The sequence below is a fragment of the Pseudolactococcus insecticola genome, assembly GCF_011170065.1.
Classification (GTDB): Bacteria; Bacillota; Bacilli; order Lactobacillales; family Streptococcaceae; genus Pseudolactococcus; species Pseudolactococcus insecticola.
In genome coordinates this window covers 307443-332424 of sequence record NZ_BLLH01000002.1, presented here as the reverse complement: position 1 = coordinate 332424, position 24982 = coordinate 307443, and the positions used below count along the sequence as shown (strand labels likewise).

General features: G+C 43.7%; 20 protein-coding genes. 18 read left to right on the top strand and 2 right to left on the bottom strand.

The annotated features are described in order from the left end of the window. Positions 1-29 precede the first annotated feature (29 nt). From leuC to Hs20B_RS03820, 6 genes are all read left to right on the top strand, one after another. Positions 30-1403 (top strand): 3-isopropylmalate dehydratase large subunit, encoded by a 1374-nt coding sequence (leuC, locus tag Hs20B_RS03845; protein WP_172355775.1) that lies wholly within the window; start codon positions 30-32, stop codon positions 1401-1403. After that, positions 1403-1993 carry a 3-isopropylmalate dehydratase small subunit gene (gene leuD, locus Hs20B_RS03840; protein ID WP_172355773.1) on the top strand — a complete coding sequence of 197 codons (591 nt, stop codon included), beginning with the start codon at positions 1403-1405 and terminating at the stop codon, positions 1991-1993. The genes leuC and leuD overlap by 1 nt, the downstream gene beginning before the upstream one ends. 111 nt (positions 1994-2104) lie before the next feature. Continuing rightward, a complete protein-coding gene (locus Hs20B_RS03835) occupies positions 2105-3445 on the top strand; it encodes a DEAD/DEAH box helicase (protein ID WP_172355771.1) in 1341 nt (446 codons plus the stop codon). A 124-nt stretch (positions 3446-3569) separates the two neighbouring features. After that, positions 3570-4700: an ABC transporter ATP-binding protein gene (locus tag Hs20B_RS03830; RefSeq protein WP_172355769.1), complete on the top strand. Its 1131-nt coding sequence runs from the start codon at positions 3570-3572 to the stop codon at positions 4698-4700. A gap of 164 nt (positions 4701-4864) precedes the next feature. Beyond that, the gene (locus Hs20B_RS03825; protein ID WP_172355767.1) at positions 4865-7168 is read left to right on the top strand and encodes an ATP-dependent Clp protease ATP-binding subunit; all 2304 of its coding nucleotides are present in this window, start codon (positions 4865-4867) and stop codon (positions 7166-7168) included. A gap of 101 nt (positions 7169-7269) precedes the next feature. Continuing rightward, a complete protein-coding gene (locus Hs20B_RS03820; protein WP_172355765.1) occupies positions 7270-7548 on the top strand; it encodes a hypothetical protein in 279 nt (92 codons plus the stop codon). A 37-nt stretch (positions 7549-7585) separates the two neighbouring features. Here Hs20B_RS03820 and def read toward each other — a convergent pair whose 3' ends face one another. After that, positions 7586-8200 carry a peptide deformylase gene (gene def, locus Hs20B_RS03815; RefSeq protein ID WP_172355763.1) on the bottom strand — a complete coding sequence of 205 codons (615 nt, stop codon included), beginning with the start codon at positions 8198-8200 and terminating at the stop codon, positions 7586-7588. Positions 8201-8271: 71 nt separating this feature from the next. Between def and uvrB the strand changes: the two genes are divergently transcribed. From uvrB to Hs20B_RS03790, 5 genes are all read left to right on the top strand, one after another. Next, positions 8272-10260 (top strand): excinuclease ABC subunit UvrB, encoded by a 1989-nt coding sequence (gene uvrB / locus Hs20B_RS03810; RefSeq protein WP_172355761.1) that lies wholly within the window; start codon positions 8272-8274, stop codon positions 10258-10260. A 105-nt stretch (positions 10261-10365) separates the two neighbouring features. Next, on the top strand, positions 10366-11190 hold the full coding sequence (locus Hs20B_RS03805) for a transporter substrate-binding domain-containing protein (protein ID WP_172355759.1): 825 nt from the start codon (positions 10366-10368) through the stop codon (positions 11188-11190). 135 nt (positions 11191-11325) lie between these two features. Continuing rightward, the gene (serC, locus tag Hs20B_RS03800; protein ID WP_172355757.1) at positions 11326-12423 is read left to right on the top strand and encodes a 3-phosphoserine/phosphohydroxythreonine transaminase; all 1098 of its coding nucleotides are present in this window, start codon (positions 11326-11328) and stop codon (positions 12421-12423) included. Between the two features lie 81 nt (positions 12424-12504). Then, positions 12505-13680, top strand: coding sequence for a 3-phosphoglycerate dehydrogenase family protein (locus Hs20B_RS03795; RefSeq protein ID WP_172355756.1), 1176 nt, complete (start codon positions 12505-12507; stop codon positions 13678-13680). Further along, positions 13677-14039 carry an arsenate reductase family protein gene (locus Hs20B_RS03790; RefSeq protein ID WP_172355754.1) on the top strand — a complete coding sequence of 121 codons (363 nt, stop codon included), beginning with the start codon at positions 13677-13679 and terminating at the stop codon, positions 14037-14039. Before Hs20B_RS03795 ends, Hs20B_RS03790 begins: the two co-directional genes overlap by 4 nt. 53 nt (positions 14040-14092) lie before the next feature. On the opposite strand, the gene Hs20B_RS03785 is transcribed toward Hs20B_RS03790, so the two are convergent. Then, the gene (locus tag Hs20B_RS03785; RefSeq protein WP_172355826.1) at positions 14093-14920 is read right to left on the bottom strand and encodes an exodeoxyribonuclease III; all 828 of its coding nucleotides are present in this window, start codon (positions 14918-14920) and stop codon (positions 14093-14095) included. Between the two features lie 85 nt (positions 14921-15005). On the opposite strand from Hs20B_RS03785, the gene metG reads away from it, so the two are divergent. The 7 genes from metG to ftsY all read left to right on the top strand — a co-directional run bounded on the left by metG (position 15006) and on the right by ftsY (position 24927). Next, the gene (gene metG / locus Hs20B_RS03780) at positions 15006-17018 is read left to right on the top strand and encodes a methionine--tRNA ligase (protein ID WP_228407464.1); all 2013 of its coding nucleotides are present in this window, start codon (positions 15006-15008) and stop codon (positions 17016-17018) included. A gap of 22 nt (positions 17019-17040) precedes the next feature. Further along, positions 17041-17376 (top strand): DUF1622 domain-containing protein, encoded by a 336-nt coding sequence (locus Hs20B_RS03775; RefSeq protein WP_172355750.1) that lies wholly within the window; start codon positions 17041-17043, stop codon positions 17374-17376. A 54-nt stretch (positions 17377-17430) separates the two neighbouring features. Then, positions 17431-18519 (top strand): glycoside hydrolase family 43 protein, encoded by a 1089-nt coding sequence (locus Hs20B_RS03770; RefSeq protein WP_172355749.1) that lies wholly within the window; start codon positions 17431-17433, stop codon positions 18517-18519. A 57-nt stretch (positions 18520-18576) separates the two neighbouring features. Then, positions 18577-19320, top strand: coding sequence for a ribonuclease III (gene rnc / locus Hs20B_RS03765; RefSeq protein ID WP_172355747.1), 744 nt, complete (start codon positions 18577-18579; stop codon positions 19318-19320). After that, entirely contained in the window at positions 19321-22866 is a 3546-nt protein-coding gene (gene smc, locus Hs20B_RS03760) for a chromosome segregation protein SMC (RefSeq protein ID WP_172355745.1), read from the top strand. Between the two features lie 66 nt (positions 22867-22932). Then, positions 22933-23739 (top strand): Cof-type HAD-IIB family hydrolase, encoded by an 807-nt coding sequence (locus Hs20B_RS03755; protein ID WP_172355743.1) that lies wholly within the window; start codon positions 22933-22935, stop codon positions 23737-23739. Continuing rightward, on the top strand, positions 23740-24927 hold the full coding sequence (gene ftsY, locus Hs20B_RS03750) for a signal recognition particle-docking protein FtsY (protein WP_172355742.1): 1188 nt from the start codon (positions 23740-23742) through the stop codon (positions 24925-24927). The last annotated feature ends 55 nt before the right edge of the window (positions 24928-24982 follow it).

The following is a 24982-nucleotide window of genomic DNA, read 5'->3' as shown; positions in this document are numbered from 1 at the left end:
TAAAAATAGAAGATAGAAAGAAGAACTTTATGGGACAAACAATTTTTGATAAGCTTTGGGATCGTCACGTCATTACAGGCGAAGCAGGCGAGCCACAACTGCTTTATGTGGACTTCCACATGATTCATGAGGTAACCAGCCCTCAAGCTTTTCAAGGTTTACGTGAAACCGGACGTAAGGTACGTCGCCCAGATTTAACATTTGGCACGACAGACCACAATGTACCAACTGTTGATATTTTCAACATTTCAGATTTGATTTCTAAAAATCAGATTGATACACTTGCGCGCAATGTCAAAGAATTTGGCATTGATGCTGCCACGCATGGCTCTGCCCGTCAAGGCATTGTCCACATGGTTGGCCCTGAAACGGGAAATTCACAGCCAGGTAAAGTCGTTGTTTGTGGGGATTCTCACACGGCAACGCATGGTGCTTTTGGGGCAATTGCCTTTGGGATTGGTACGAGCGAGGTTGAACACGTTTTTGCAACACAAACCCTTTGGCAAGTTAAACCTAAACAAATGAAAGTCGAGTTCATCGGAAAACCTGCTAAAGGGGTCTACTCAAAAGACTTTATTTTAGCACTGATTGCTAGGTATGGCGTTGATGCGGGTGTTGGCTATGCGGTTGAGTTTACAGGCGAAGCCATCGCAAATCTTGAGATGGAAGAACGCATGACCATCTGTAACATGGCAATCGAATTTGGCTCAAAAATGGGTCTGATGAATCCTGACCAAAAAACATATGACTATGTCAATGGCCGCGAATTTGCACCAAAAGATATGGCAGCAGCTATTGCTGACTGGGAAACACTGCCGTCAGACGCGGATGCTGTCTATGATAAAGTCATCACAATCGACGTGTCAGAACTCGCACCAATGGTCACTTGGGGGACCAACCCTGAGATGGGCATTGAGTTTACAGAAAACTTCCCAGAAATCAAAGATTTCAATGATGAACGTGCTTACAAATACATGGACTTACAACCTGGTGGTAAGCCTGAAGATATTGACCTAGGCTATGTTTTCATTGGTTCGTGTACTAATGCGCGTCTGAGCGATCTTGAACTCGCTGCTGAAATTGTCAAAGGTCACAAGATTTCTGACAAACTGACAGCCATTGTCGTGCCAGGCAGCCGTCCAGTCAAAAAAGCAGCTGAAGCGCTTGGCCTAGATAAAATTTTTATCGACGCTGGTTTTGAGTGGCGTGAACCGGGTTGCTCGATGTGTCTTGGCATGAACCCTGACCACGTGCCTGAAGGCGTGCATTGTGCATCAACAAGTAATCGTAACTTTGAGGGGCGTCAAGGTCACGGTGCTCGCACACATCTGTGTAGTCCAGCCATGGCAGCGCTCGCTGCAATCAACGGCAAGTTTGTAGATGCACGGGAGGTGCTTGCATAATGGATAAATTTACAGTCTATAAAGGCACAACAGTGCCACTCATGAACGATAATATCGATACAGACCAGATCATTCCCAAACAGTTTTTGAAGGCGACGGATAAAACAGGCTTTGGAAAAAATATGTTTTTTGAGTGGCGTTATCTGGATGATGGTGAAAATGAAAATCCTGATTTTATTTTAAATCATCCAGAATATCAGCAGGCAACGATTTTGATTTCTGGGGATAACTTTGGTTCAGGGTCGTCACGTGAACATGCTGCTTGGGCGATTAAAGATTACGGTTTTCGTGCGGTTATCGCAGGTTCATTTTCAGATATTCACTACAACAATGAACTAAAAAATGGCATTCTGCCAATTGTTCAACCACTTGAAAATCGTGAAATCTTGGCAGCCTTATCACCAGACGAGTCAATCGAGATTGACTTACCAAACCAAGTGATCAAAACCTCAAAAGGGGAGTTTACGTTTGAAATCGACGCCGAATGGAAGCGTAAACTGGTCAATGGTCTTGATGACATCGGTATCACGCTGCAGTATGAGGACATGATCACAGCCTACGAAAAACAACGGCCGGCTTACTGGCAATGAGATTCAAACAACCAAAATGTGCTACGCGCATCGGATTATCAAAAAAGCCACAAATGCTAGTGGCTTTTTATGTTATAATAGAAAGACGACTACTAGAAAAACGAGAACACTATGCAATTCACAGAATTTAATTTCAAACCATTTATTAACGAGACGTTAGAGAATATCAAGTTTAAGACAGCTACACCAGTCCAAGAAAAGCTGATTCCGATTGCTTTATCAGGCCGTGATATTGTCGGTGAATCAAAAACAGGATCGGGCAAAACGCATACATTTTTGCTGCCGATTTTTCAGCAGATTGACACGCAGATTGACGGTGTGCAGGCCGTGATTACAGCGCCGTCACGCGAACTTGCGACGCAAATTTATAATGCGGCGATGGCATTTACCAAGTTTGATGATACGATTCGTATCACAAACTTTGTTGGTGGCACAGATAAAAAACGTCAGATTGAAAAACTATCTGGCAATCAACCTCACATTGTCATCGGAACGCCCGGTCGGATTCTTGACTTGATTGATGCACAGGCGCTTAAAACTTATACAGCCAATATCTTTGTCATCGATGAAGCTGATATGACACTAGACATGGGATTTTTAAACGAAGTTGACAAAATCGCTGGCACCTTTGACAAAAAAGTGCAGATGCTTGTTTTTTCAGCGACTATTCCACAAAAGCTACAACCATTTTTGAAAAAATATCTCAATAATCCTGTCATGGAAAAAATCGCAACCAAGACGGTTATCAGTGATATGATTGATAACTGGTTGATTTCGACTAAGGGTCGTGGCAATAATGCAGCGATTTTGGAAGTACTACAAACGGTTAATCCATACCTTGCCATGATTTTTACCAATACCAAGGAACGTGCTGATGAGCTGCATCGCTTTTTGGTCAATAACGGTATCAAGGCCGCTAAAATCCATGGTGGCGTACCACCACGTGAACGTAAACGCATCATGAAAGCTGTCCAAAATCTCGACTACCAATATGTGGTTGCGACTGATTTGGCGGCGCGTGGCATTGACATCGAGGGCGTGAGCCATATCATTAACGACGCCATTCCTAGAGACTTGGAATTTTTCGTTCACCGTGTTGGAAGAACTGGGCGAAATGGCATGTCTGGGACAGCGATTACGCTCTATCAGCCGTCTGATGATGCGGCAATTCATGAGCTTGAAAAAATCGGCATCAAATTCACACCAAAAGTCATCAAAAATGGTGAAATCGTAGATTCCTATGACCGAGACCGCCGTGATAAACGGGAAAAATCAAAGGAAGCACTTGACATTACCATGATTGGGCTTGTCAAAAAGAAGAAAAAACATATCAAACCAGCTTATAAGAAAAAAATTGGCTGGGAAATTGACAAGCAAAAGAAAGCGAAAAAACGCATTGAAGGTCGTGCACAAGGCCGTGCGGAGCGTAAATCAAAACGTCAAAGTTTTTGAGATAGCTGTAGGATAAAAGAGACTAGGCATGTTGTATAGAAACAATGTGCTTTTTGTCTGTTTTTGAATGAAAGCGTTTTCGTTATAATAAAGGTATCAAATAAAGATAAAGAGGAATTATCAGATGACAACATTAGCCCTAGAACATGTTGATAAAGTGTATCCAAACGCCAAAATCAAGGCAGTGGAAGATTTTAACTTAGATGTCAAAGACAAAGAATTTATCGTATTCGTTGGCCCTTCAGGCTGTGGTAAGTCAACGACGCTACGCATGATTGCAGGACTTGAGGACATCACAAATGGTGAATTTACGATTGATGGCGTGCGGATGAATGACGTTGCACCAAAAGATCGTGACATTGCCATGGTTTTCCAAAACTATGCCTTGTATCCACATATGACTGTATTTGACAACATGGCATTTGGTCTGAAATTGCGCAAATACAAAAAAGATGACATAAAAAAACGCGTGGAAGAAGCAGCAGAAATTCTTGGCTTGACTGAGTTGCTTGACCGTAAGCCCGCAGATATGTCAGGTGGTCAGCGTCAACGTGTAGCGATGGGACGTGCCATTGTCCGTGATGCGAAAGTCTTTCTTATGGATGAACCTTTGTCTAACTTGGATGCCAAACTGCGTGTGTCAATGCGTGCTGAAATTGCGAAAATTCACCGTCGTATTGGGGCAACAACAATCTATGTTACCCATGACCAAACAGAAGCGATGACGCTTGCTGATCGTATTGTCATCATGAGCGCGACAAAAAATTCTGATGGCACAACAGGACGTATCGAACAAATCGGTGCGCCAAAAGAGCTTTACAATGAGCCTGCAAATAAATTTGTCGCAGGATTTATCGGTAGTCCAGCTATGAATTTCTTTGAAGTGACAGTAAATGGTGATCGCATGACAAATGGTGCGGGTCTTGACATCATGATTCCAGAAGGTCAGGTCAAATTGCTCAGAGCAGCAGGCTATGATAAGAAAAAAGTTTGGTTTGGCTTGCGTCCTGAGGATATTTCAGCTGAAAGTATCGTTCAAGACGTCTTCCCAGATCAAAATGTTAAAGCAGAAGTTGTTGTTTCTGAGTTGCTTGGTGCTGAAACCATGCTTTACTCTAAAATCGGCGACACAGAGTTTGTCTCAAAAGTTGATGCGCGTGATTTCCGTCAACCGGGCGAACATGTTGATTTGACGTTTAATGTCAACAAAGGTCATTTCTTTGACTATGACACTGAGAAACGCATTACAGAATAAGCAGATGAAAATGCCATTGAGTTGGCATTTTTTATTGCCTGGAAATATCTTTCAGATAAGCAAAATAGTTGAAATTATATTACAATAAACATATAATATAGTCAAAGGTCAAAAATGGTCAAAGTCCGTTTTACCTTTTATCAAATAATGAAGGAGTGACTTCTATGCTCTGTCACAATTGTCAAATAAATGAAGCAACGATTCACCTTTATACGAATGTGAACGGTGTTAAACAACAAAATGATCTCTGTCAGAACTGTTATCAGATTATGAAAGCGGGCGGTCGCGAAAATCTTTTTGGCGATGCCTCAGCTAATGGAGCGCAAAATATGTCAGATAATAATGACTATACACCAAATAATCCATTTGATGACCTTTTTGGGACATTAAGTGGGGATCTCAACCGACCAAATGGTCGACCAAATCATACACCACCAACGCAATCTGGTGGTGGCAACGGTGGCAATCGTCCGCCGCGTGGTCGTGCGGGGGCTGCTCAACCTAAAGGTATGCTAGAAGAATTTGGCTTTAACGTCACTGAAAGTGCACGCAAAGGTGAGATTGATCCGGTCATTGGCCGTGATCAAGAAATCACACGTGTGATTGAAATTCTCAACCGTCGTACGAAAAATAATCCCGTCTTGATTGGTGAGCCTGGTGTTGGTAAAACAGCTGTGGTTGAAGGGCTTGCACAAAAAATCGTTGATGGAGATGTGCCACAAAAACTACAAAATAAAGAAGTTATTCGTTTGGACGTTGTCAGCCTTGTTCAAGGTACTGGTATTCGTGGTCAGTTTGAAGAGCGGATGCAAAAGTTGATGAAAGAAATCTCTGAACGTAAAGATGTGATTTTGTTCATTGATGAAATTCATGAGATTGTTGGTGCTGGTTCTGCCGGCGATGGCAATATGGATGCGGGAAATATCCTGAAACCTGCACTTGCTCGCGGTGAACTACAACTTGTTGGTGCAACGACATTGAACGAGTATCGGATCATCGAAAAAGATGCGGCGCTTGAGCGTCGGATGCAGCCTGTCAAGGTAGATGAGCCTTCTGTTGATGAAACGATTACTATTTTGCGAGGGATTCAAAAACGTTACGAAGACTACCATCACGTCAAATATACCGATGAAGCAATCGAGCAGGCAGCAATCCTGTCAAATCGCTATATCCAAGATCGTTTCTTGCCAGATAAGGCGATTGACTTGCTAGATGAGTCAGGATCTAAGAAAAATCTGACCTTGAAATTTGTCGATCCACAAGAAATCGCAAAACGCATTCAGTCGTCAGAAGACGCTAAAAATGAAGCTTTGCGTTCAGAAGATTTTGAAAAGGCGGCGCATTTCCGTGATCAAATCGCAAAATTGCGTGAGTTGTCTAAACAAGAGCTGACGGACGAAGAAACGCCAATTATTTCTGAAACAGACATTGAAGCCATCATCGAAGAGAAGACGCAAATTCCTGTCGGCGACCTCAAAGAAAAAGAACAAACGCAGTTGATCAATCTCGCTGATGACTTGAAGAGTCATGTCATTGGTCAAGATGAAGCGATTGATAAGATTTCTAAAGCGGTGCGTCGTAACCGCGTCGGACTTGGCAAAGCCAATCGCCCAATCGGTAGTTTCATGTTTGTTGGTCCGACTGGTGTCGGAAAAACGGAGCTTGCAAAACAGCTCGCCCTTGAGCTATTTGGTAGCCAAGAAAGTATGATTCGCTTTGACATGAGCGAATATATGGAAAAACACAGCGTGGCAAAACTCATCGGTGCGCCTCCTGGCTATGTTGGCTACGAAGAAGCAGGACAATTGACTGAAAAAGTCCGCCGTAATCCTTATTCGTTGATCTTGCTTGACGAGATTGAAAAAGCGCATCCTGATGTGATGCACATGTTTTTGCAGATCCTTGATGACGGGCGTCTGACGGATGCACAGGGCCGTACGATCAGCTTTAAGGACACTATTATCATCATGACGTCAAACGCTGGGACTGGTAAGGTTGAGGCAAATGTCGGATTTGGTGCAGCACGTGAAGGCACTACAAACTCTGTTTTAGGTCAGCTCGGTGACTTCTTTAGTCCTGAGTTTATGAACCGTTTTGATGGTATCATTGAGTTCAAGGCTTTGAGTAAGGAAAATCTGCTCAAGATTGTTGATTTGATGTTGGCTGATGTTAATGCTCAAATCGCGCGCAATGAAATTCATCTGGAAGTGACGCAAGCCGTCAAGGAAAAATTAGTCGACTTGGGCTATGATCCGAAAATGGGAGCGCGTCCACTTCGCAGAACCATTCAAGACAATATAGAAGATGCTATTGCCGACTTCTATATTGAACATCCTGAGCACAAAGAACTTGTGGCAGACGTGATTGACGATAAAATCGTGATTAGCAATGTCACAGAAACCCTTGATGACACTGCAACAGTTGAGGAAAACTCCGCTGCAAGTGATGCTGAAGTAAAAGAAGATTGATAAAAAAACTAGCTTACTCTAATATAAGCTAGTTTTTTGTGAAAATGATAATCTGGAATATGTTATATAGGGAGAACTAAAAAAGAAAGAAAGCTTTTATCATGAGAATATTTCCACTACCAAGCAGCAACACACCTATGTCCTTATCAATCTTTGTAGGTATGGCAGTTTTATTGGTTATCAGTACCATCATTTCAATGGTTTGGGGTCAGATCAAACATGGCTCATTTTTGTTTGGCGCCAAGTCCTTTGGCAAATGGCTCTGGCAATCAATCGTCTGGGCCTTTCGAACTGTTATCATGCAGTTTTTCATGCAACTGATCTGGACGGTCATTCGTCAGATTGGCGATAGTATTTTAGGGAATAATAAAAAGAATTGAGCAATTGGCTCGATTCTTTTTGAGTTTAGTTAATCAGCTATTCAATAATCAGCATGCCATCTTTGACGGCAAAAGGATTAGTTTCATTGATACGGTCATAAAACATAATGCCGTTTGTGTGGTCAATCTCGTGTTGGACGACCATGGCATCATAACCTTTTAGTTTGAGGCGTTTTTTCTCATTGTTTTTGTCGATATACTCGATTGTCACACGGGCGTGGCGGACGACGTAGCCAGGGACTTCGCGATCGACAGATAGGCAGCCTTCCCCGTCTGCAAGAGCCGCATCCTGTACGCTGTGGCTGACGATCTTAGCGTTGTACATCACAGTGGCAAGGGTGTAGGCATCATTTGCAGGTGCGCCTTCGCTTTCCAAATCTTTTGGCACGAGGCAGGCGATGATTTTTTTAGAGACGTCAAGCTGTGGTGCAGCAAGGCCAACACCACCACGGAGGCCCATTTTTTCAGCAGTGACGGGATCTTGCGAGTTGCGCAAGAAATCAAGCATTTTCTCACCTAGGATAATGTCCTCGTCAGATAGCGGTAGTGTGACGTCAGATGCCACTTCACGAAGGGTTGGATTGCCTTCACGGATTACGTCAGTCATGTCGATCAAATGACTGGCTTTAACTAAGTTTTCTTGTCTTGTCATGATAACCTCTTCTTATTACATTCAAATCTATTATATCACAAATGAGGCGCCAAATATGCTAAAATGAACCTATGATAGAAAAAGATACATCAAGAAAATTTGAACTAGTCTCAAAATATTCGCCTTCTGGGGATCAGCCACAGGCCATTGAGCAGTTGGTTGACGGGCTAGAAAATGGTGAAAAAGCACAGATTTTGCTGGGGGCAACTGGGACCGGCAAGACCTACACCATGAGCCAGGTCATCGCGCGTGAAAACAGACCAACGCTTGTCATTGCACACAATAAGACACTCGCGGGTCAGCTCTACGGCGAGTTTAAGGAATTTTTCCCGAACAATGCGGTAGAATACTTCGTGTCCTACTATGATTACTATCAGCCTGAGGCCTATGTGCCGTCAAGTGATACGTATATCGAAAAAGACTCATCTGTCAATGATGAGATCGATAAACTGCGCCACAGTGCAACGAGCTCGCTTTTAGAGCGAAATGACGTGATTGTCGTTGCTTCCGTCAGCTGTATCTACGGTTTGGGTAATCCAAAAGAGTATTCTGATAGCGTGGTGAGCTTGCGGCCTGGTATGGAAATCTCACGGGATCAGCTTTTAAATAACCTAGTTGATATTCAGTTTGAGCGCAATGACATTGATTTTCAACGTGGGAAATTTCGAGTGCGTGGGGATGTTGTTGAAGTCTTTCCAGCGTCACGTGATGAGAATGCCTTTCGGGTAGAATTTTTCGGCGATGAGATCGAGCGCATCCGTGAAATAGAGGCACTCACAGGTCATGTCATCGGCGAAGTTGAACATTTGGCGATCTTTCCTGCGACCCACTTTGTGACAAATGATGACCACATGGAAGAGTCGATTTCAAAAATTGAAACGGAGCTTGAAAGTCAGCTCAAACATTTCAACGAAGAAGGGAAGCTTTTGGAAGCGCAGCGTTTGGAGCAACGGACCAACTATGATATCGAGATGTTGCGTGAGATGGGCTATACCAATGGCGTTGAGAACTATTCGCGCCATATGGACGGACGCAGTGAGGGTGAGCCGCCGTATACCTTGCTTGATTTTTTCCCGGATGACTTTTTGATCATGATTGACGAGAGTCATATGACCATGGGGCAAATCAAGGGCATGTATAATGGTGACCGCTCGCGCAAGGAAATGCTTGTCAACTATGGTTTTCGTTTGCCGAGTGCGCTTGATAACCGTCCCTTACGCCGTGAGGAGTTTGAAAGTCACGTGCATCAGATTGTCTACGTGTCTGCGACGCCTGGTGACTATGAAATGGAGCAGACTGATACGATTGTTGAGCAGATTATTCGCCCGACAGGCTTACTTGATCCAATCGTTGAAGTGCGGCCAATTATGGGGCAGATTGATGACCTTTTAGGTGAGATCAACTTGCGTGCCGAGCGCAATGAACGGACGTTTGTCACGACATTGACCAAAAAAATGGCGGAAGATCTGACGGACTATCTCAAAGAAATGGGCGTCAAGGTCAAATACATGCACTCGGACATCAAAACGCTTGAGCGAACCGAGATTTTGCGGGATTTGCGGCTGGGTGTGTTTGATGTTCTGATCGGTATCAATCTCCTGCGTGAAGGCATTGATATTCCAGAAGTCTCGCTGGTTGCCATATTAGACGCCGATAAGGAAGGCTTTTTGCGCAATGAACGTGGGCTGATCCAGACGATTGGCCGTGCGGCAAGGAACTCTGACGGCCGTGTAATCATGTATGCGGACAAGATGACAGAATCTATGCAAAAGGCGATTGATGAGACGGCCCGCCGCCGTGAAACGCAGATTGCCTATAATACTGAACATGGTATCACACCAACAACGATCATCAAGGAAATCCGTGATAAAATCGGTATCACCAAGAAAACAGATGATGGTCAAGAAGTCGAAGTGGACTATGAAACGATGTCGCGCAAGGAAAGAAAAGCTGCCGTCAAGACCTTGACTGAGCAGATGAATGAAGCAGCTGGCAATCTAGATTACGAGCTTGCGGCGCAGATTCGTGATACGATTTTAGAGATTAAGGCGATTGATTAAAATTGTGTTTGGATATTTTTGCAAATTTTATGCAAAAACGCTTGACAACATCTGGAAATCGTGTATAATTATGCTATAAACTAATAAATATACAGAAAAGAGTGTGTGATGAAATTGAAAAAAGTTCTTTTAGGAATGGTTGCTGCGGCAGCAGTTGTGGCATTGACAGCGTGTGGCTCAGATAAAAAAGCGAGTCCTGACAAGTATTTGGATAAAATCAAAGACAAAGGTACCTTGACCGTTGCCATGAATCCTGAGTTTGCACCATTTGAGTTTCAAATGATCAAAGACGGTAAAAACACGATTGTAGGCTCAGACGTCGACATGGCAAATGCAATCGGAAAGGCGCTTGGCGTCAAGGTTAAGTTCCAGTCTATGGACTTTAACAACGTCCTTGCTTCTGTCGAATCTGGTAAGGCTGACATTGCGATTTCAGGGATTTCAGCAACACCTGAACGTAAAAAAGCCTATGATTTTTCAACACCCTATTATACGGCAAATAATGTCATGATCGTCAAAAAAAGTGATCTGACGAAACTTGATAAGCTGACAGCCTTCAAGGGCAAAAAAGTTGCAGCTCAAAAAGGGACTGTCCAAGAAACAGTAGTGACAGATCAAATCAAAAGTGCAGAACTTGTAAGTCTGACGAAAAATGGTCAGATGATTAACGAACTCAAAAATGGCACAGTTAATGGCGTTGTTTTTGAAGAGCCAATTGCGAAAGCCTATGTGGCATCAAATAGTGACCTTGCGATTGTGGACGCCATTAAATTTGACTCATCAAAATCTGACAGCTATGCCATTGCGATGCCAAAAAACGCGGGCAAACTTAAAACTGAGATTGACAAAGTCATCACGCAACTCAAGAACGAAGGCAAGATTGACCAATTTGTCAAAACAAACTTTGAATTGTCACAAAAAGCAAAATAAATTGAAAAAAATCATCAAAATTGATGGTTTTTTTGTGTATATCAATTCACAATATGATATAATAGTATCAATATTTAGTCAATTCTAAATATTATGTCAATAATGACGCACTATAAAACTCGGAGGTTTTACCAAATGACAGTTTACAATTTTTCAGCAGGACCAGCCGTCTTGCCTAAGGCTGTGCTTGAACAAGCACAAAAAGAAATGCTTAACTACCGCGATAGCGGCATGAGTGTGATGGAGCTGTCCCATCGCTCGTCCGAGTTTGATGAGATTATCAAGGCTGCTGAGCTGCGTTTGCGTGAGCTCATGGCGATTCCTGATAACTATAAAGTGCTCTTTTTACAAGGCGGCGCATCATTACAATTTTCGATGATTCCGCTTAATCTTGCAAAAGGCAAAAAAGCTTATTATTTAGTCGGTGGGTCATGGGGCAAAAAAGCCTATACTGAGGCTGTTAAACTCTCAAAAACGATTGATTTTGAACCCATTCTTTTGGCATCATCAGAAGACACGACATTTAACCATATTCCAACATTTGACCCAGCAACGATCGATAAAGATGCGTCTTATGTACATTTGACGACCAATAACACGATTGAAGGCACGACGATTTACGACTTGCCAGATACAAATGGTGTGCCGATTATCGCTGATATGAGCTCAAACATCCTTGCTGTGCGTTATAATGTTGCTGATTTTGGCATGATTTATGCTGGGGCACAAAAAAATATTGGTCCTGCTGGTGTGACGATTGCTATTATCCGCGAGGATTTGCTTGAAGGTAATGACCCAGTTTTATCAAGCATGCTTGACTATAACATCCAAGCTGACAATGGCTCGCTTTATAACACACCGCCAACTTACGGTATTTATATCGCACGTCTTGTATTTGACTATGTGGCAAGCCTTGGTGGTGTTGACGCCATGGAAGCAAAAAATGTTGAAAAAGCAAACTTGCTTTACAACTTTATCGACAATTCTGAGTTTTATTCAAATCCTGTTTCTGTCACGGCTGACCGTAGTATTTCAAATGTACCGTTTGTGACGCCTTCTGATGACCTGGACAAATTATTCAATAAAGAAGCGTTAGAACATGACTTTAAAAATATCAAAGGACACCGTTCAGTTGGTGGTATGCGTGCCAGCATTTACAACGCTTTCCCGCTTGAAGGCGTGCAAGAATTGATCGCCTTTATGGCTGATTTTGAAGCTAGAAATAAAGCCTAACTGATCACATCATCTGATCAGAATGCTCTAGCAAATCGTTTTTGGTGCTTGTCATCATTTTCAAATAGAAAAAGGTAATCTATGGTTTATACAGTAAAAACATACAATAATATCAATAAAATCGGCCTGCGTGAGCTGGGAAATGGGTTTCAAATCGATGGTGAGCTGAAGGAAAATCCAGACGCCTACATCATTCGCTCAGAAAATCTCCACGAAACGGAGCTGCCGAGTAATCTCAAAGCTATCGCCCGTGCAGGTGCTGGGACAAATAATATCCCGATCGATGCGGCAACAGCGCAAGGTGTCGTCGTCTTTAACACGCCTGGTGCGAATGCCAATGCGGTGAAGGAAGCCGTCATTGCGTCAACGCTATTGAGTGCGCGTGATTACATCGCAGCCAACAAATGGACCAACACGCTGACTGGTGATGATGTACCAAAACAAGTCGAAGCCGGCAAAAAACAGTTTGCAGGTAGCGAGATTTTGGGTAAAACCTTTGGTGTCATCGGCCTTGGTGCCATTGGTGCACGAATTGCAAATGACGCTTATCGCCTGGGTATGAAAGTCTATGGCTATGATCCATACGTGTCGATTGAGACCGCTTGGAATATCTCAAGCCACGTCCGTCGTGTCAATGATATCAAAGAAATTTTCACCAACTGTGACTATATCACGATCCATGTGCCGTTGACTGATGAGACGAAAAACACCTTTGACCGTGCGGCGTTCGATCTCATGGGAAAAGACGTGACGATCATTAACTTTGCACGTGGCGAGCTTGTGGATAATGCTGCCTTGTTTGATGCGATTGAGACAGGTGTTGTCAAACGCTATATCACGGACTTTGGGACGGAAGACTTGCTGAATAAAGACAAGATCACAGTCTTTCCGCACGTTGGTGGTTCAACGGCTGAAGCTGAGCTGAACTGTGCTATCATGGCGGGTCAGACCATTCGTCGTTTCATGGAAACAGGCGAAATCGTAAACTCGGTCAATTTTCCAAATGTCAAACAGGCCTTGTCAGCACCGTTCCGGATTACGTTGATCAATAAAAACGTACCCAATATCGTAGCGCGCATCTCGACTCGCGTGTCTGATAATGGCATCAATATTTCAAACATCATCAACCGTTCAAAAGGTGATTTTGCTTATACACTCCTTGATTTGGACGAGGCAGATGCAGCAAAGGTGCAAGCACTTGCTGATGAGTTTGAAGCATCAGACAACATTGTTAAAGTTCGGATTATCAAGAAATGACACAGACATTTTACTGGTATCCAAAGTGTTCAACCTGCCGTAAAGCTCATAGAGAGCTTGATACGCTAGGTATTTCGGTAGATGAGATTGATCTAAAAACGGCGCCACCAACGGCTGATCTGATCAAAAGCTGGATCCTATCGTCTGGACTCGACAAAAAGAAGTTTTTCAATACATCAGGCATGAGCTATCGCAGCCTCGGACTCAAAGACAAGGTTGATGGGATGTCGCTCGATGAAGCGGCAGCTTTACTTGCAAGCGATGGTATGCTGATCAAACGCCCGATATTACTTGACACATCTGGAAAAGTTGTGCAAGTAGGCTACCGAACGACATATGGGGAGTTGGATTTAAAATAATACATCAAATCGTGTCAAAAAATCCTGAGATTTCTCAGGATTTTTTCTTATTATCAAAGTTTGATTTCAAGCAAGAGTGGCGTGTGATCTTGTCTGGCGCCTGAGTCGATCATCTCTGATCTTGTGACCTTGTTTGCGATGCGTTCTGATGTCAAAAAGTAGTCAATGCGCCAGCCAGAATTATTGATTTTGCTGGTTTTTGAACGCTGAGCCCACCAGGAATAAACGCTTGGCACTTGCCCATGAACATGGCGGAAAGTATCTGTGAATCCTGCCGCAAGTAGCTGCGTAAATCCAGCACGTTCTTCGTCTGTAAAGCCTGGTGAGTTGCGGTTATTGTTGGGATTTGCGAGGTCGATTTCTTGGTGAGCAACATTGTAGTCGCCTTGTGCGATGACGGGTTTTATTTTGTCAAGTTGCATGAGATAATCACGGTATTTTTCGTCCCAGATTTGGCGTTCTGCAAGGCGTTTTAGGCCATCACCAGCATTTGGTGTATAGACTTGGGTCAGATAAAAATCGTCAAACTCAAGGGTAATGATGCGGCCTTCACAGTCCATTGTCGACGGGGCATCAATCTCTGGAAAACTGACAAGTGGCGTCAAGTTATTTTTATAGAGAAACATGGTACCAGCATAGCCTTTTCGTGCGGGTTCAACTGATGAGCGAACGGCAATCTCGTAGTCAGGAAAGCGCTCGGCTAGGATCTCAAGATGCTTTTTTGTTGGGCCTTTGGATGAGAGCTTGGTTTCTTGCAGGGCGATGATGTCCGCGTTTTGTGCGGCGAGTGTCGTGAGCACGGCCTGTGAGAGCTGGGCGCGAGGAGAGTCGCTTGTGAGCGCAGCGTTTAGGGAATCAATGTTCCAAGAGATAAATTTCATATTCATAGTCTTAATTATAACAAAAATATGGTATAATAAAAGGGATTAGGGCGTCTCATTTGACGTCATGAAAGAGGACATTATTTTGACGACTCAAGCTAACAATAAAAAAGAAACTTTTTACATCACAACCCCGATTTATTATCCATCAGGCAAGCTCCACATCGGAAATTCGTATACGACGATTGCCTGCGACGTGCTTGCGCGTTACAAGCGTGCCATGGATTTTGACGTTTTCTACTTGACAGGAACCGATGAACATGGGATGAAAATCGAGGAAAAGGCAAAAGAATTGGGCATTTCGCCTAAGGCCTATGTCGACGGTATGGCGGCAGATATGAAGGCTTTGTGGCAAACGCTTGATATTTCCTATGATCACTTTATCCGGACGACGGATGATTATCATGAAAAAGCCGTACAGGATATGTTTGAGCAGCTGCTTGCGCAAGATGACATCTATCTGGGCGAGTATGCGGGTTGGTATTCGGTTTCTGACGAGGAATACTTTACAGAGTCTCAGTTGGCTGAGGTTTTTCGTGATGCTGCGGGCAATGTGACGGGTGGTAAAGCGCCGAGTGGTCACGAAGTTGAGTGGGTTAAAGAAGAATCTTATTTCTTCCGCATGGGCAAATACGCCGATCGCTTGCTTGCCTATTACAATGAACATCCAGAGTTTATCCAACCAGAATCTCGTAAAAATGAGATGATCAACAACTTTATCAAGCCTGGATTGGAAGATTTGGCGGTATCACGGACGTCATTTACCTGGGGAATTCCTGTCAAATCAAATCCGAAACATGTCGTCTATGTCTGGCTTGATGCGCTGACAAACTATATCACAGCGCTCGGTTATGGTTCTGATGATACGACGAATTTTGATAAATATTGGCCAGCCAATGTCCACATGGTTGGGAAAGAAATCGTGCGTTTTCACACGATTTACTGGCCAATCATGCTGATGGCGCTTGACTTGCCGTTACCTAAGCAAGTTTTTGGTCACGGCTGGTTGCTGATGAGGGACGGCAAAATGTCGAAATCAAAAGGCAACGTGGTCTATCCTGAAATGCTGGTTGAACGCTATGGTCTTGATGCGCTGCGCTATTATCTCATGCGCGCCGTGCCATTTGGTTCTGACGGGATTTTCACGCCTGAAGACTTTGTCAATCGTGTCAACTACGACCTTGCAAATGATCTTGGAAACTTGCTCAACCGCACAGTTGCTATGATTAACAAGTATAATGGTGGTGAGATTCGGACGCCGAAAACTGCTACAGCGTTTGATAGCACACTTAAATCTGTGATTGAAGCTGCGGTTAAAAACTATCACACGGCCATGGACAAAATGGAGTTTAATATCGCCTTGAGTGAAATTTGGACAATCATCTCACGGACCAACAAATATATCGATGAAACAGCGCCGTGGATCTTAGCTAAGGACGCTGAAAAAGCGGCTGAACTTGATAGTGTCATGTACCATTTAGCTGAGAGTTTGCGTGTGGTTGCAGTCCTTTTGCAACCTTTTATGCGGGCAACATCTCAAGCGATTTTTGAACAACTAGGTCTGACATTTGACGCACCAAGCTTGCTTGATTTGAGTTTTGGTTATACGTTCACTGCACCTGTTGTGGCAAAAGGTCAACCGATTTTCCCACGTCTTGATACAGATGAAGAAATCGCCTATATCAAAGAGCAGATGGCACTTACGACCCCTGTGGAAACATCAGAGACGACATTTGACCCGGAAGCGACGACTTTGTCTTCTGACAAGAAAGCCATCAAGTTTGATGACTTTGAAAAAATCGAGATTAAAGTAGCAGAAGTTATTGCAGCCGAAAAAGTTGAAGGTTCTGACAAATTATTGAAATTTGAGCTGGACGCAGGCGACGAAGGACACCGTCAAATTCTTTCAGGCATTGCAAAATTCTATCCAAATCCTGATGAATTGGTCGGGCTTAAGTTGCAGATTGTCGCCAATCTCAAACCACGTAAAATGATGGGACTTTTGTCACAAGGCATGATCTTGTCAGCCGAATCTGACGGCGAACTGACCTTGCTTGCAGTACCAAATGATGTTGCAAATGGCAGTATCATTGGCTAATCCGGTCATCTAGGAGTAAATCATGCCAATCGTTATTGCTGATATTTTGGAATTTTTGATTGCTGTAACAAGCCTTGTTGCTGTGATCATCCTAATTTGCGGGATTGTAAAGGCTGTTTATAAGTTTGTCAAAAATGAATTGGCCGACACGGAAGATGCGATCAACCTGCGTCTGATCAAAAATGAATTGGGTGCTTATGTGTTACTGTCTCTTGAGATTTTGATTGCAGCTGACATTATTGAAAGTATCGTCAGACCAACATTTTCAGACATCGGCAAGCTTGCAGCACTCGTTGTGATCAGAACAGTCATCTCCTACTTTTTAGGTCAGGAGATTGATCAGGAAAATAAGAGATAATCAAGGACGAAAGTCCTTGTTTTTGATAAAAAGACGCGTTAGAAAGGATATGCTTTGAAAAAACGACAGAAATCTGCTATGTTTACGATTACAGGCCTGATTTTAGTGCTAGGTGTCGTTTTTGGCCTAGTTTATGTATCAGGTCAGTTATCAAATGATAGTGAGCAGGCTCAGGTACGTGCTTATTCGTCGCAGCTCACCGCGCAAGATGCCAAGCAAACGAGTAGCTTGAGTCAACCAGATCATGAGGTCAGCTATGATTTTTCGACGGATAATTTTGCAGATCCTTCGGCAATAAAAGTAGGCAATCACTATTATGCCTATGCCACGTCGACAGATGGTTTGAACATTCCGCTTGCCACATCTGACAACGGTAAAAAGTACCGTGTCAAGTATGATGCGCTGCCTGTATTGCCAAGCTGGGCGAAAAAGGGCATCTGGGCGCCACATATTCTATCAAAAAACGGTAAATATTTTCTGTATTTTTCGGCAAAAGATAAGGTGACTAATAAGCGAAGTATCGGCGTTGCGACATCGCAGTGGCCGGATGGTCCGTTTATCCCAGATGATGAAAAAGTGGCTGAAAATGATGCGTTGGGTGGCTTGATTGACCCCGCAACATTTTCAGAAAATGGTGACACTTATCTGCTTTATAAAAATGATGGCAATGCAATCAACCTGCCCAGCAGCATCTGGATTCAAAAATTAACTCAGAACGGTATGCGAACCGACGGTGCTGCGTATAAACTTCTGACCAACACGCAGGTGCCTAATCCAGTGGCAAGTGGTGTGAGTCACCCGATGACCATAGAGGCACCGTTTCTGACGAAAACGCCTGATGGTCGTTATTTGTTGCTATTTTCTGGTAATTCCTATGCCACGACCAACTATTTTACAGGATATGCGACGAGTACGAGCTTGCTTACGGGTTATGTGTATCAGTCGGCATTGCTCACAACGGCGGGGCTTGAAGGACAGATCAAAGGACCAGGTGGTGCTGAGCTTGTAGCAGGTGAAAAGTCGCAACAACAGCTGGTTTTGCATGGTTGGGTAGGAGATCCTAAAGATAAAGCAACGCGCAAGCGCAAGCTCTATATATTACCATTTTCATGGACGACAACCAATCAACCCCAGATACCCTAGCTGATAAAATACAGTGACAAGGTGCGTATGGCCTTGTTTTTTGGTATAATGATAATAATGGAAACTTTACACGAAAAATTACGCGAGTATCAGATATTTTTTGATAATGAAGCGCTTTTAGATGAAGCGTTTACGCACAAATCTTACTTTTTTGAGCATAAGGCGACGAGCTTGGCGCATAATGAACGGCTGGAATTTCTAGGCGATGCAGCGCTTGGTTTTATCATCGTTGAGTACCTGTATAAAGCCTTTCCCGAGGAGCGCGAGGGTGTTTTAACAGAGAAAAAAATCTCGATTGTTCGCAGGGAATCTTTGGCGGATTTTTCGCGTAAACTCGGCTTTGACCAGTACCTCAAGCTTGGTAAGGGCGAGGAGAAAAATGGTGGCAGAAAAAATGACGCCAATCTGGAAAATTTATTTGAGTCATTTTTGGGTGCTTTACTGATGGATCAAGGACTTGACGCGGTAAAAAGTTTTATCTACGCAGTTATGATTCCTGAGATTGAAAATGGTAGCTATGACAAGGTAACAGACTACAAGTCAGCTTTGCAGGAGGTTTTTTACACGGCAGGCCAGATCGATCAGCACAATAAAATCCCGCTCGACTACGTGATTACGGCAAAAAGCGGTCCTGTGCATGATCCGATGTTTGAAATAGCAGTCGTTTTTGAAGGACGCACCATTGGCCACGGCCGTGGCAAATCAAAGAAAATCGCTGAGCAAGATGCCGCGCGTGATGCTTTTGAGCACCAAAAAAAGCTGCGGTTAGCAGACGAATCAACCGCAAAGGAAAGCAAATAAATGTATCTGAAACAAATCGAAATGGTCGGTTTCAAGTCTTTTGCTGATCGGACAAAAATTACATTTGATACGGGTGTGACGGCGATTGTTGGGCCTAATGGTTCAGGCAAGTCAAATGTCACTGAAAGTTTGCGCTGGGCGCTGGGTGAGCAGTCGGCAAAGAGCCTGCGTGGTGCAAAGATGCCAGATATTATTTTTGCAGGAACGCAAAAACGTCGTGCGCTCAACTATGCTGAAGTGATTGTCACTTTTGACAATAGTGATGACTATCTGCCGAGTGAAAAAACAGTGATGATTACGCGGCGCCTGTATCGCAATGGTGACAGCGAGTTTTTGATCAATGATAAAAAAGTCAGACTAAAAGACGTGCATGAGCTGTTTACGGACACGGGCCTTGGTCGCGATAGTTTTTCTATCATCTCACAAGGCAAGATCGAAGCGATTTTTAACAGCAAACCCGAAGAGCGTCGCGCTATATTTGAAGAGGCGGCGGGTGTTTTGAAGTATAAAAACCGCAAGAAAGAAACGGAGTCAAAACTTTCAGCGACTCAGGAAAATATAGACAGGCTTGATGACATCATCTATGAGCTTGACGGGCAATTGACACCATTGCGGGCGCAACGTGATGTGGCTTTGCAGTTTCGTGAGCTTGATGAGGTGCGCACAAAACTTGATATGTCAGTTTTAGTCGCGCAAATCATGGCTGAAAAAATCAAGTATGACAGTGCGCAAGCGCAACTTTCAGAAGTAAATAATGAGCTTGCTCAGCAAGAAGCACAACAGATCGCTTTTGAAGCACAGGTGCAAGAGTTGAAGACAGCGCGTTTGCGGGTAGAGACAACTCAGGAGTCGTTGCAAACTGAGATATTACAGCTGACTACTGCTAAGTCTGACTTTCAGTCAAAAATCGATATTTACACCAATCAATCGCAGATGTCACAAAAATCAGCAGCTGAGCGTTCGGCGCGCATTGCGACGTTGACCGAAAAACTCGTAGAAATCTCTGAGACACTTGCGGCTTTGACAGAAGCCAACACAGCAAATCAAGCTAAAAAACAGGCGCTAGATGCTGAGATTGTCGATGTTAAGGGGAAGTTAGACCAGTTATCTGAAAATCCGGATGACGTCATTGAGCGCCTGCGCGCAGACTTTGTCAATCTGGTCAGTAAAGAGGCAAAACTCTCAAACGATGTGACGAAAAACACGTCAGAACTTGCCAATATCAAGGCAAATGCGGCAAGTAAATCTGACGAAAATCAAGCCTTGGCAGATAAATATGCCGACCTTGAAAAAGAGTTAGATGCGACAAGTAAACAGGCAGATACAGCGAAACTTGAACTTGATGGGCTGATTTCAGACTATCGGACGGCAGATCAGGCACTCAAAACACAAGAAAGTACGATTAGTCAAGCGCAAAATCAGCTTTTTTCTGCTATGGATGCGCAAAACAAACTAAAAGCAAGTCTGAATAGCTTGGAAAATATCCGTGCTAGCCATGATAATTTTTATCAAGGAGTCAAGGCTGTACTGAAATCAAGTGACAAATTGCCAGGCATCATCGGTGCGGTGGCTGATTTGGTGACTTTTGACACGCAGTATACGACAGCTATGGACATTGCGCTTGGCGCTGGTGCGCAAAGTATTGTCGTTTCTGACGAACAGGCGGCCAAATCAGCCATTTCATTTTTGAAAAATCAACGTCTGGGTCGGGCAACTTTTCTGCCTTTAACCACCATTAAACCGCGCTATTTTGCAAAATATAACCAGGTTGCAACAATGGCTGGGTTTATTGACACAGCACAAAATCTGGTCAGCTATGATGAAAAAATTGCGCCAGCGATTGCGAATCTACTGGGTAGTGTACTCATCGTTGACAATAATGACAATGCGACGAAAATTGCGCGAGTATTGAACTTTTCAGCTCGGATTATCACACTTGATGGTACGCAAATTAATGCTGGTGGCTCATTTACAGGTGGGGCAAATAAGCGCAATACAACAACCTTTACAAATGTCGCCATTGATGATCTTAAAAAACAAGTCGCAAGTGCAGATATCACAGTCAAGCAGCTCGAGCATGGGCTTGAACAAGCACAAAAGGACAAGTCAGTTCTGACGGAAAGTCTTTCGGACCTGCGTCAGAAGGGCGAAAATGCTAGATTTGCCAGTCAAGAATACGAGCTAAAAACGCAGTCGCTGCTCACTGCTAAGGCTGATCTGGAGAGTCGCCTTGCGCTTTCTGGGACGTCTGACGAGGCCATGCGTATCAAAGTCTTGACGGATGAAAATACCTCGCATGAAAGTGATTTAGCGGCTATTGCTGAACAGAAAAATCAGCTCACAGCTGACATTGAACGCATCAAAGAAAATCAAACCGAAATCAAAACGATGACTGAAACGCTCAGAAATAGCCTGCAGGACAAGCAATTGGCGCTTTCTGAACAGATGTCAGAAATCCGCCATGAAACGAGTGAAATCGGGCGCCTAACACAAGAAAAAACGGCATTCAATCAGGAAATTGCGACGCTTAACTCGCAAAATGATACTGAAAATTCGGATATGCTGGATGTTGATGGCATTGAGCGGTTACGTGCGCATCATCAGACGGTGTCTGACCAGCTTGAGGCGGCAAATATCAAGCTTGTTTCGCTACGTTTTGAGCGGGATGATCTGACGGCACAAATCGAGGATTTGGATGTGGCAAATGCCAGCAACATTGAAGCACGTCAGAAGCATTTTTCTCAGAAAACACGGTTGGAGCTGGCACTTGAAACTTCAGAAAATATCTTGAGAACCCGTCAGAACAAACTGGTAAATGAGTATCAGATGAGTTTTGAAGCAGCGAGTGATCAGGCTGAAGACTTACCAAACTTGGCAGAAAGCGAGCGTCAGCTGCAAAGTTTAGAATCACAAATTCGCCGACTTGGCCCTGTCAATCTGGCATCTATCAGCCAATTTGACGAGGTCAATGACCGCAGAGGATTTCTCAATACACAAAAAGATGACCTCTTAGCTGCCAAACAACTGCTCGAAACGACCATTCATGACATGGATGATGAGGTGAAAATTCGATTTAAGACAACATTTGAAGCTATTCGGACGTCATTCCAACAGACCTTTACGCAGATGTTTGGCGGTGGTCAGGCCGACTTAGAACTGACTGATGAGGCTGATTTACTCAATGCCGGCATCGAGATTGCGGTGCAGCCACCAGGTAAAAAACTTGCCAGTCTCAATCTCATGAGTGGCGGTGAAAAGTCGCTGACGGCGCTTGCTTTACTGTTTGCCATTATCCGCGTTCGGACGGTACCTTTTGTGGTGCTAGATGAGGTTGAAGCAGCCTTAGATGAGGCCAATGTCAAGCGATTTGGTGACTATATGACGCGCTTTGACGAGGGCTCAAACCAGTTTATCGTCGTCACCCACCGAAAAGGGACGATGAAAGCCGCAAAAGCCATGTACGGCGTGACAATGCAAGAAGGTGGCGTCTCAAAAATCGTTTCTGTCAAGCTCAAAGACTATGTCGCTGAACCTGAGCAAAAATAGCCTGAAAGTCATCAGAAACATCATCCAAGCAAGGCAATGTCCTTGCTTTTTTGCTATAATAAAAGCATGACTAAAATAAAATTACTGGCGTTGGATCTTGACGGCACGCTATTGCGTGATGACAAGTCGATTTCTGACGAAAATAAATTGGCGCTCAAAAAGGCCAAAAGAGCAGGTGTCAAAGTTGTGATCACGACAGGACGCCCGCTTAAAGCAATTGAACACATTCTTGATGAGCTTGATCTGCGTGACGATGCGGATTATTCGATCACGTTCAATGGTGGTTTGGTACAAAAAAATACGGGCGAAATTCTATCCAAAAAATCATTTACTTATGAGGAACTCGCTGAGATTTATACGGCGGTGTCAAAACTCGGCTTGCCGTTTGATGTTCTGAGTGATGAGCGCGTGTTTGAAACAAATAGCAAGTCACTTTATCGTGGCGTCAGCCCATTTTTAAGCTTTACGGCGACGACTTTTGAGGCGATGCCACGTGATCGCGTTTTCAACAAAGCGATTACGGCCTTTGACGCTACCTATCTGGATCAGAAAATTCCTGAAATTCCGGCAGAACTTTTTGAGAAATACGAAATTTTCAAAAGTCGTGATATTTTACTGGAATATATGCCAAAAAATGTGGTGAAGTCTTACGGACTTGCGAGTCTGATTGACATTTTGGGGATTAGCCGTGAAGAAGTGATGGCGATGGGCGATGAGGAAAATGATCTGCCCATGCTAAGCTGGGCCGGTCACAGCATTGCCATGAAAAATGCGGTTCCTGCAGCTAAAGCAGCAGCAAGCGAAACAGCGCCTTACACCAATGAGGAAAACGGTGTCGCTTGGGCGGTTAATACCTATATTTTGGAGGATTAAATGGGTTTATTTGATAAGATTTTTGGCAAAAAAGATATTGCAGATGAGGTTGAAGAAACGCTTGCTGAGCAAAATGTGTTTGCCTTTGATATGGATGAGTTAGATGATGCCGAGATTGAGGTTGTTCCGACAGAATCAGAAGCTGAGCCTGACCCTACAGAAACACCAGTAATTGCTGAGTCTGAAGCTAAAATTGAAGCTGAACTAGCGCCAATTGTAACTGACGACGTGGCAGAAATTTCTGAGCAAGAACCAGTTCCGGAGCCGGCTACTGAAGCCAAATACGAGAAATCGCTACAAAAAACGAGCAAAAGTTTCGGGGCACGTTTCAATGAATTTCTATCGAATTTTCGATCAGTCGACGAAGCATTTTTTGAAGATTTAGAAGATACGCTCATTATGAGCGATGTTGGGGTCGATGTGGCTGCACAATTGAGCGAGGATCTGCGCCACGAAGTCAAACTGCAAAATGCTAAATCAAAAGAGGATGTTAAACGTGTTATCATCGAGAAAATGGTGGATAATTTTGGTGAATCGCATCTTGAAACGCAGCTGAATTTGCAAAAAAAACTGACAGTTATGATGTTTGTCGGCGTAAATGGTGTTGGCAAAACCACAACAATTGGCAAACTCGCTAATCGCTATCAACAGGCAGGGAAAAAAGTCCTGCTCGCAGCAGCCGACACATTTCGTGCTGGGGCAACAGATCAGCTTGTCGAGTGGTCACGTCGCAGTGGCGTTGACATCGTTGTCGGTAAAGAAAAGTCAGACCCAGCAAGTGTCGTGTTTGATGCCGTCAGAAAAGCGACTATCGAAAATTATGATATTCTCTTGATTGATACGGCTGGACGGCTGCAAAACAAGGATAATCTGATGAAAGAGCTTGAAAAAATGGGCAAAATCATCAAACGTGTGCTGCCCGATGCACCGCACGAAACTTTGTTAGCGCTTGATGCGACGACTGGTCAGAATGCTATTTCACAGGCAAAAGAATTTTCAGCTGTGACGCCTCTGACGGGTATTGTTTTGACCAAGCTTGACGGTTCAGCAAAAGGTGGGATTATTTTGAGCATTCAGCAGACTTTGAAAATACCTGTCAAGCTTGTTGGCCTTGGCGAAGGCATTTCTGATTTGGCGGATTTTGATGAAACACTGTTTATCAAAGGCTTGTTCCAATCCCTTTTGTGAGTTAATATCAGAAACGTTCTGACAAAAATAGGCGAAGTCAGGCTGTGGTAAGCAT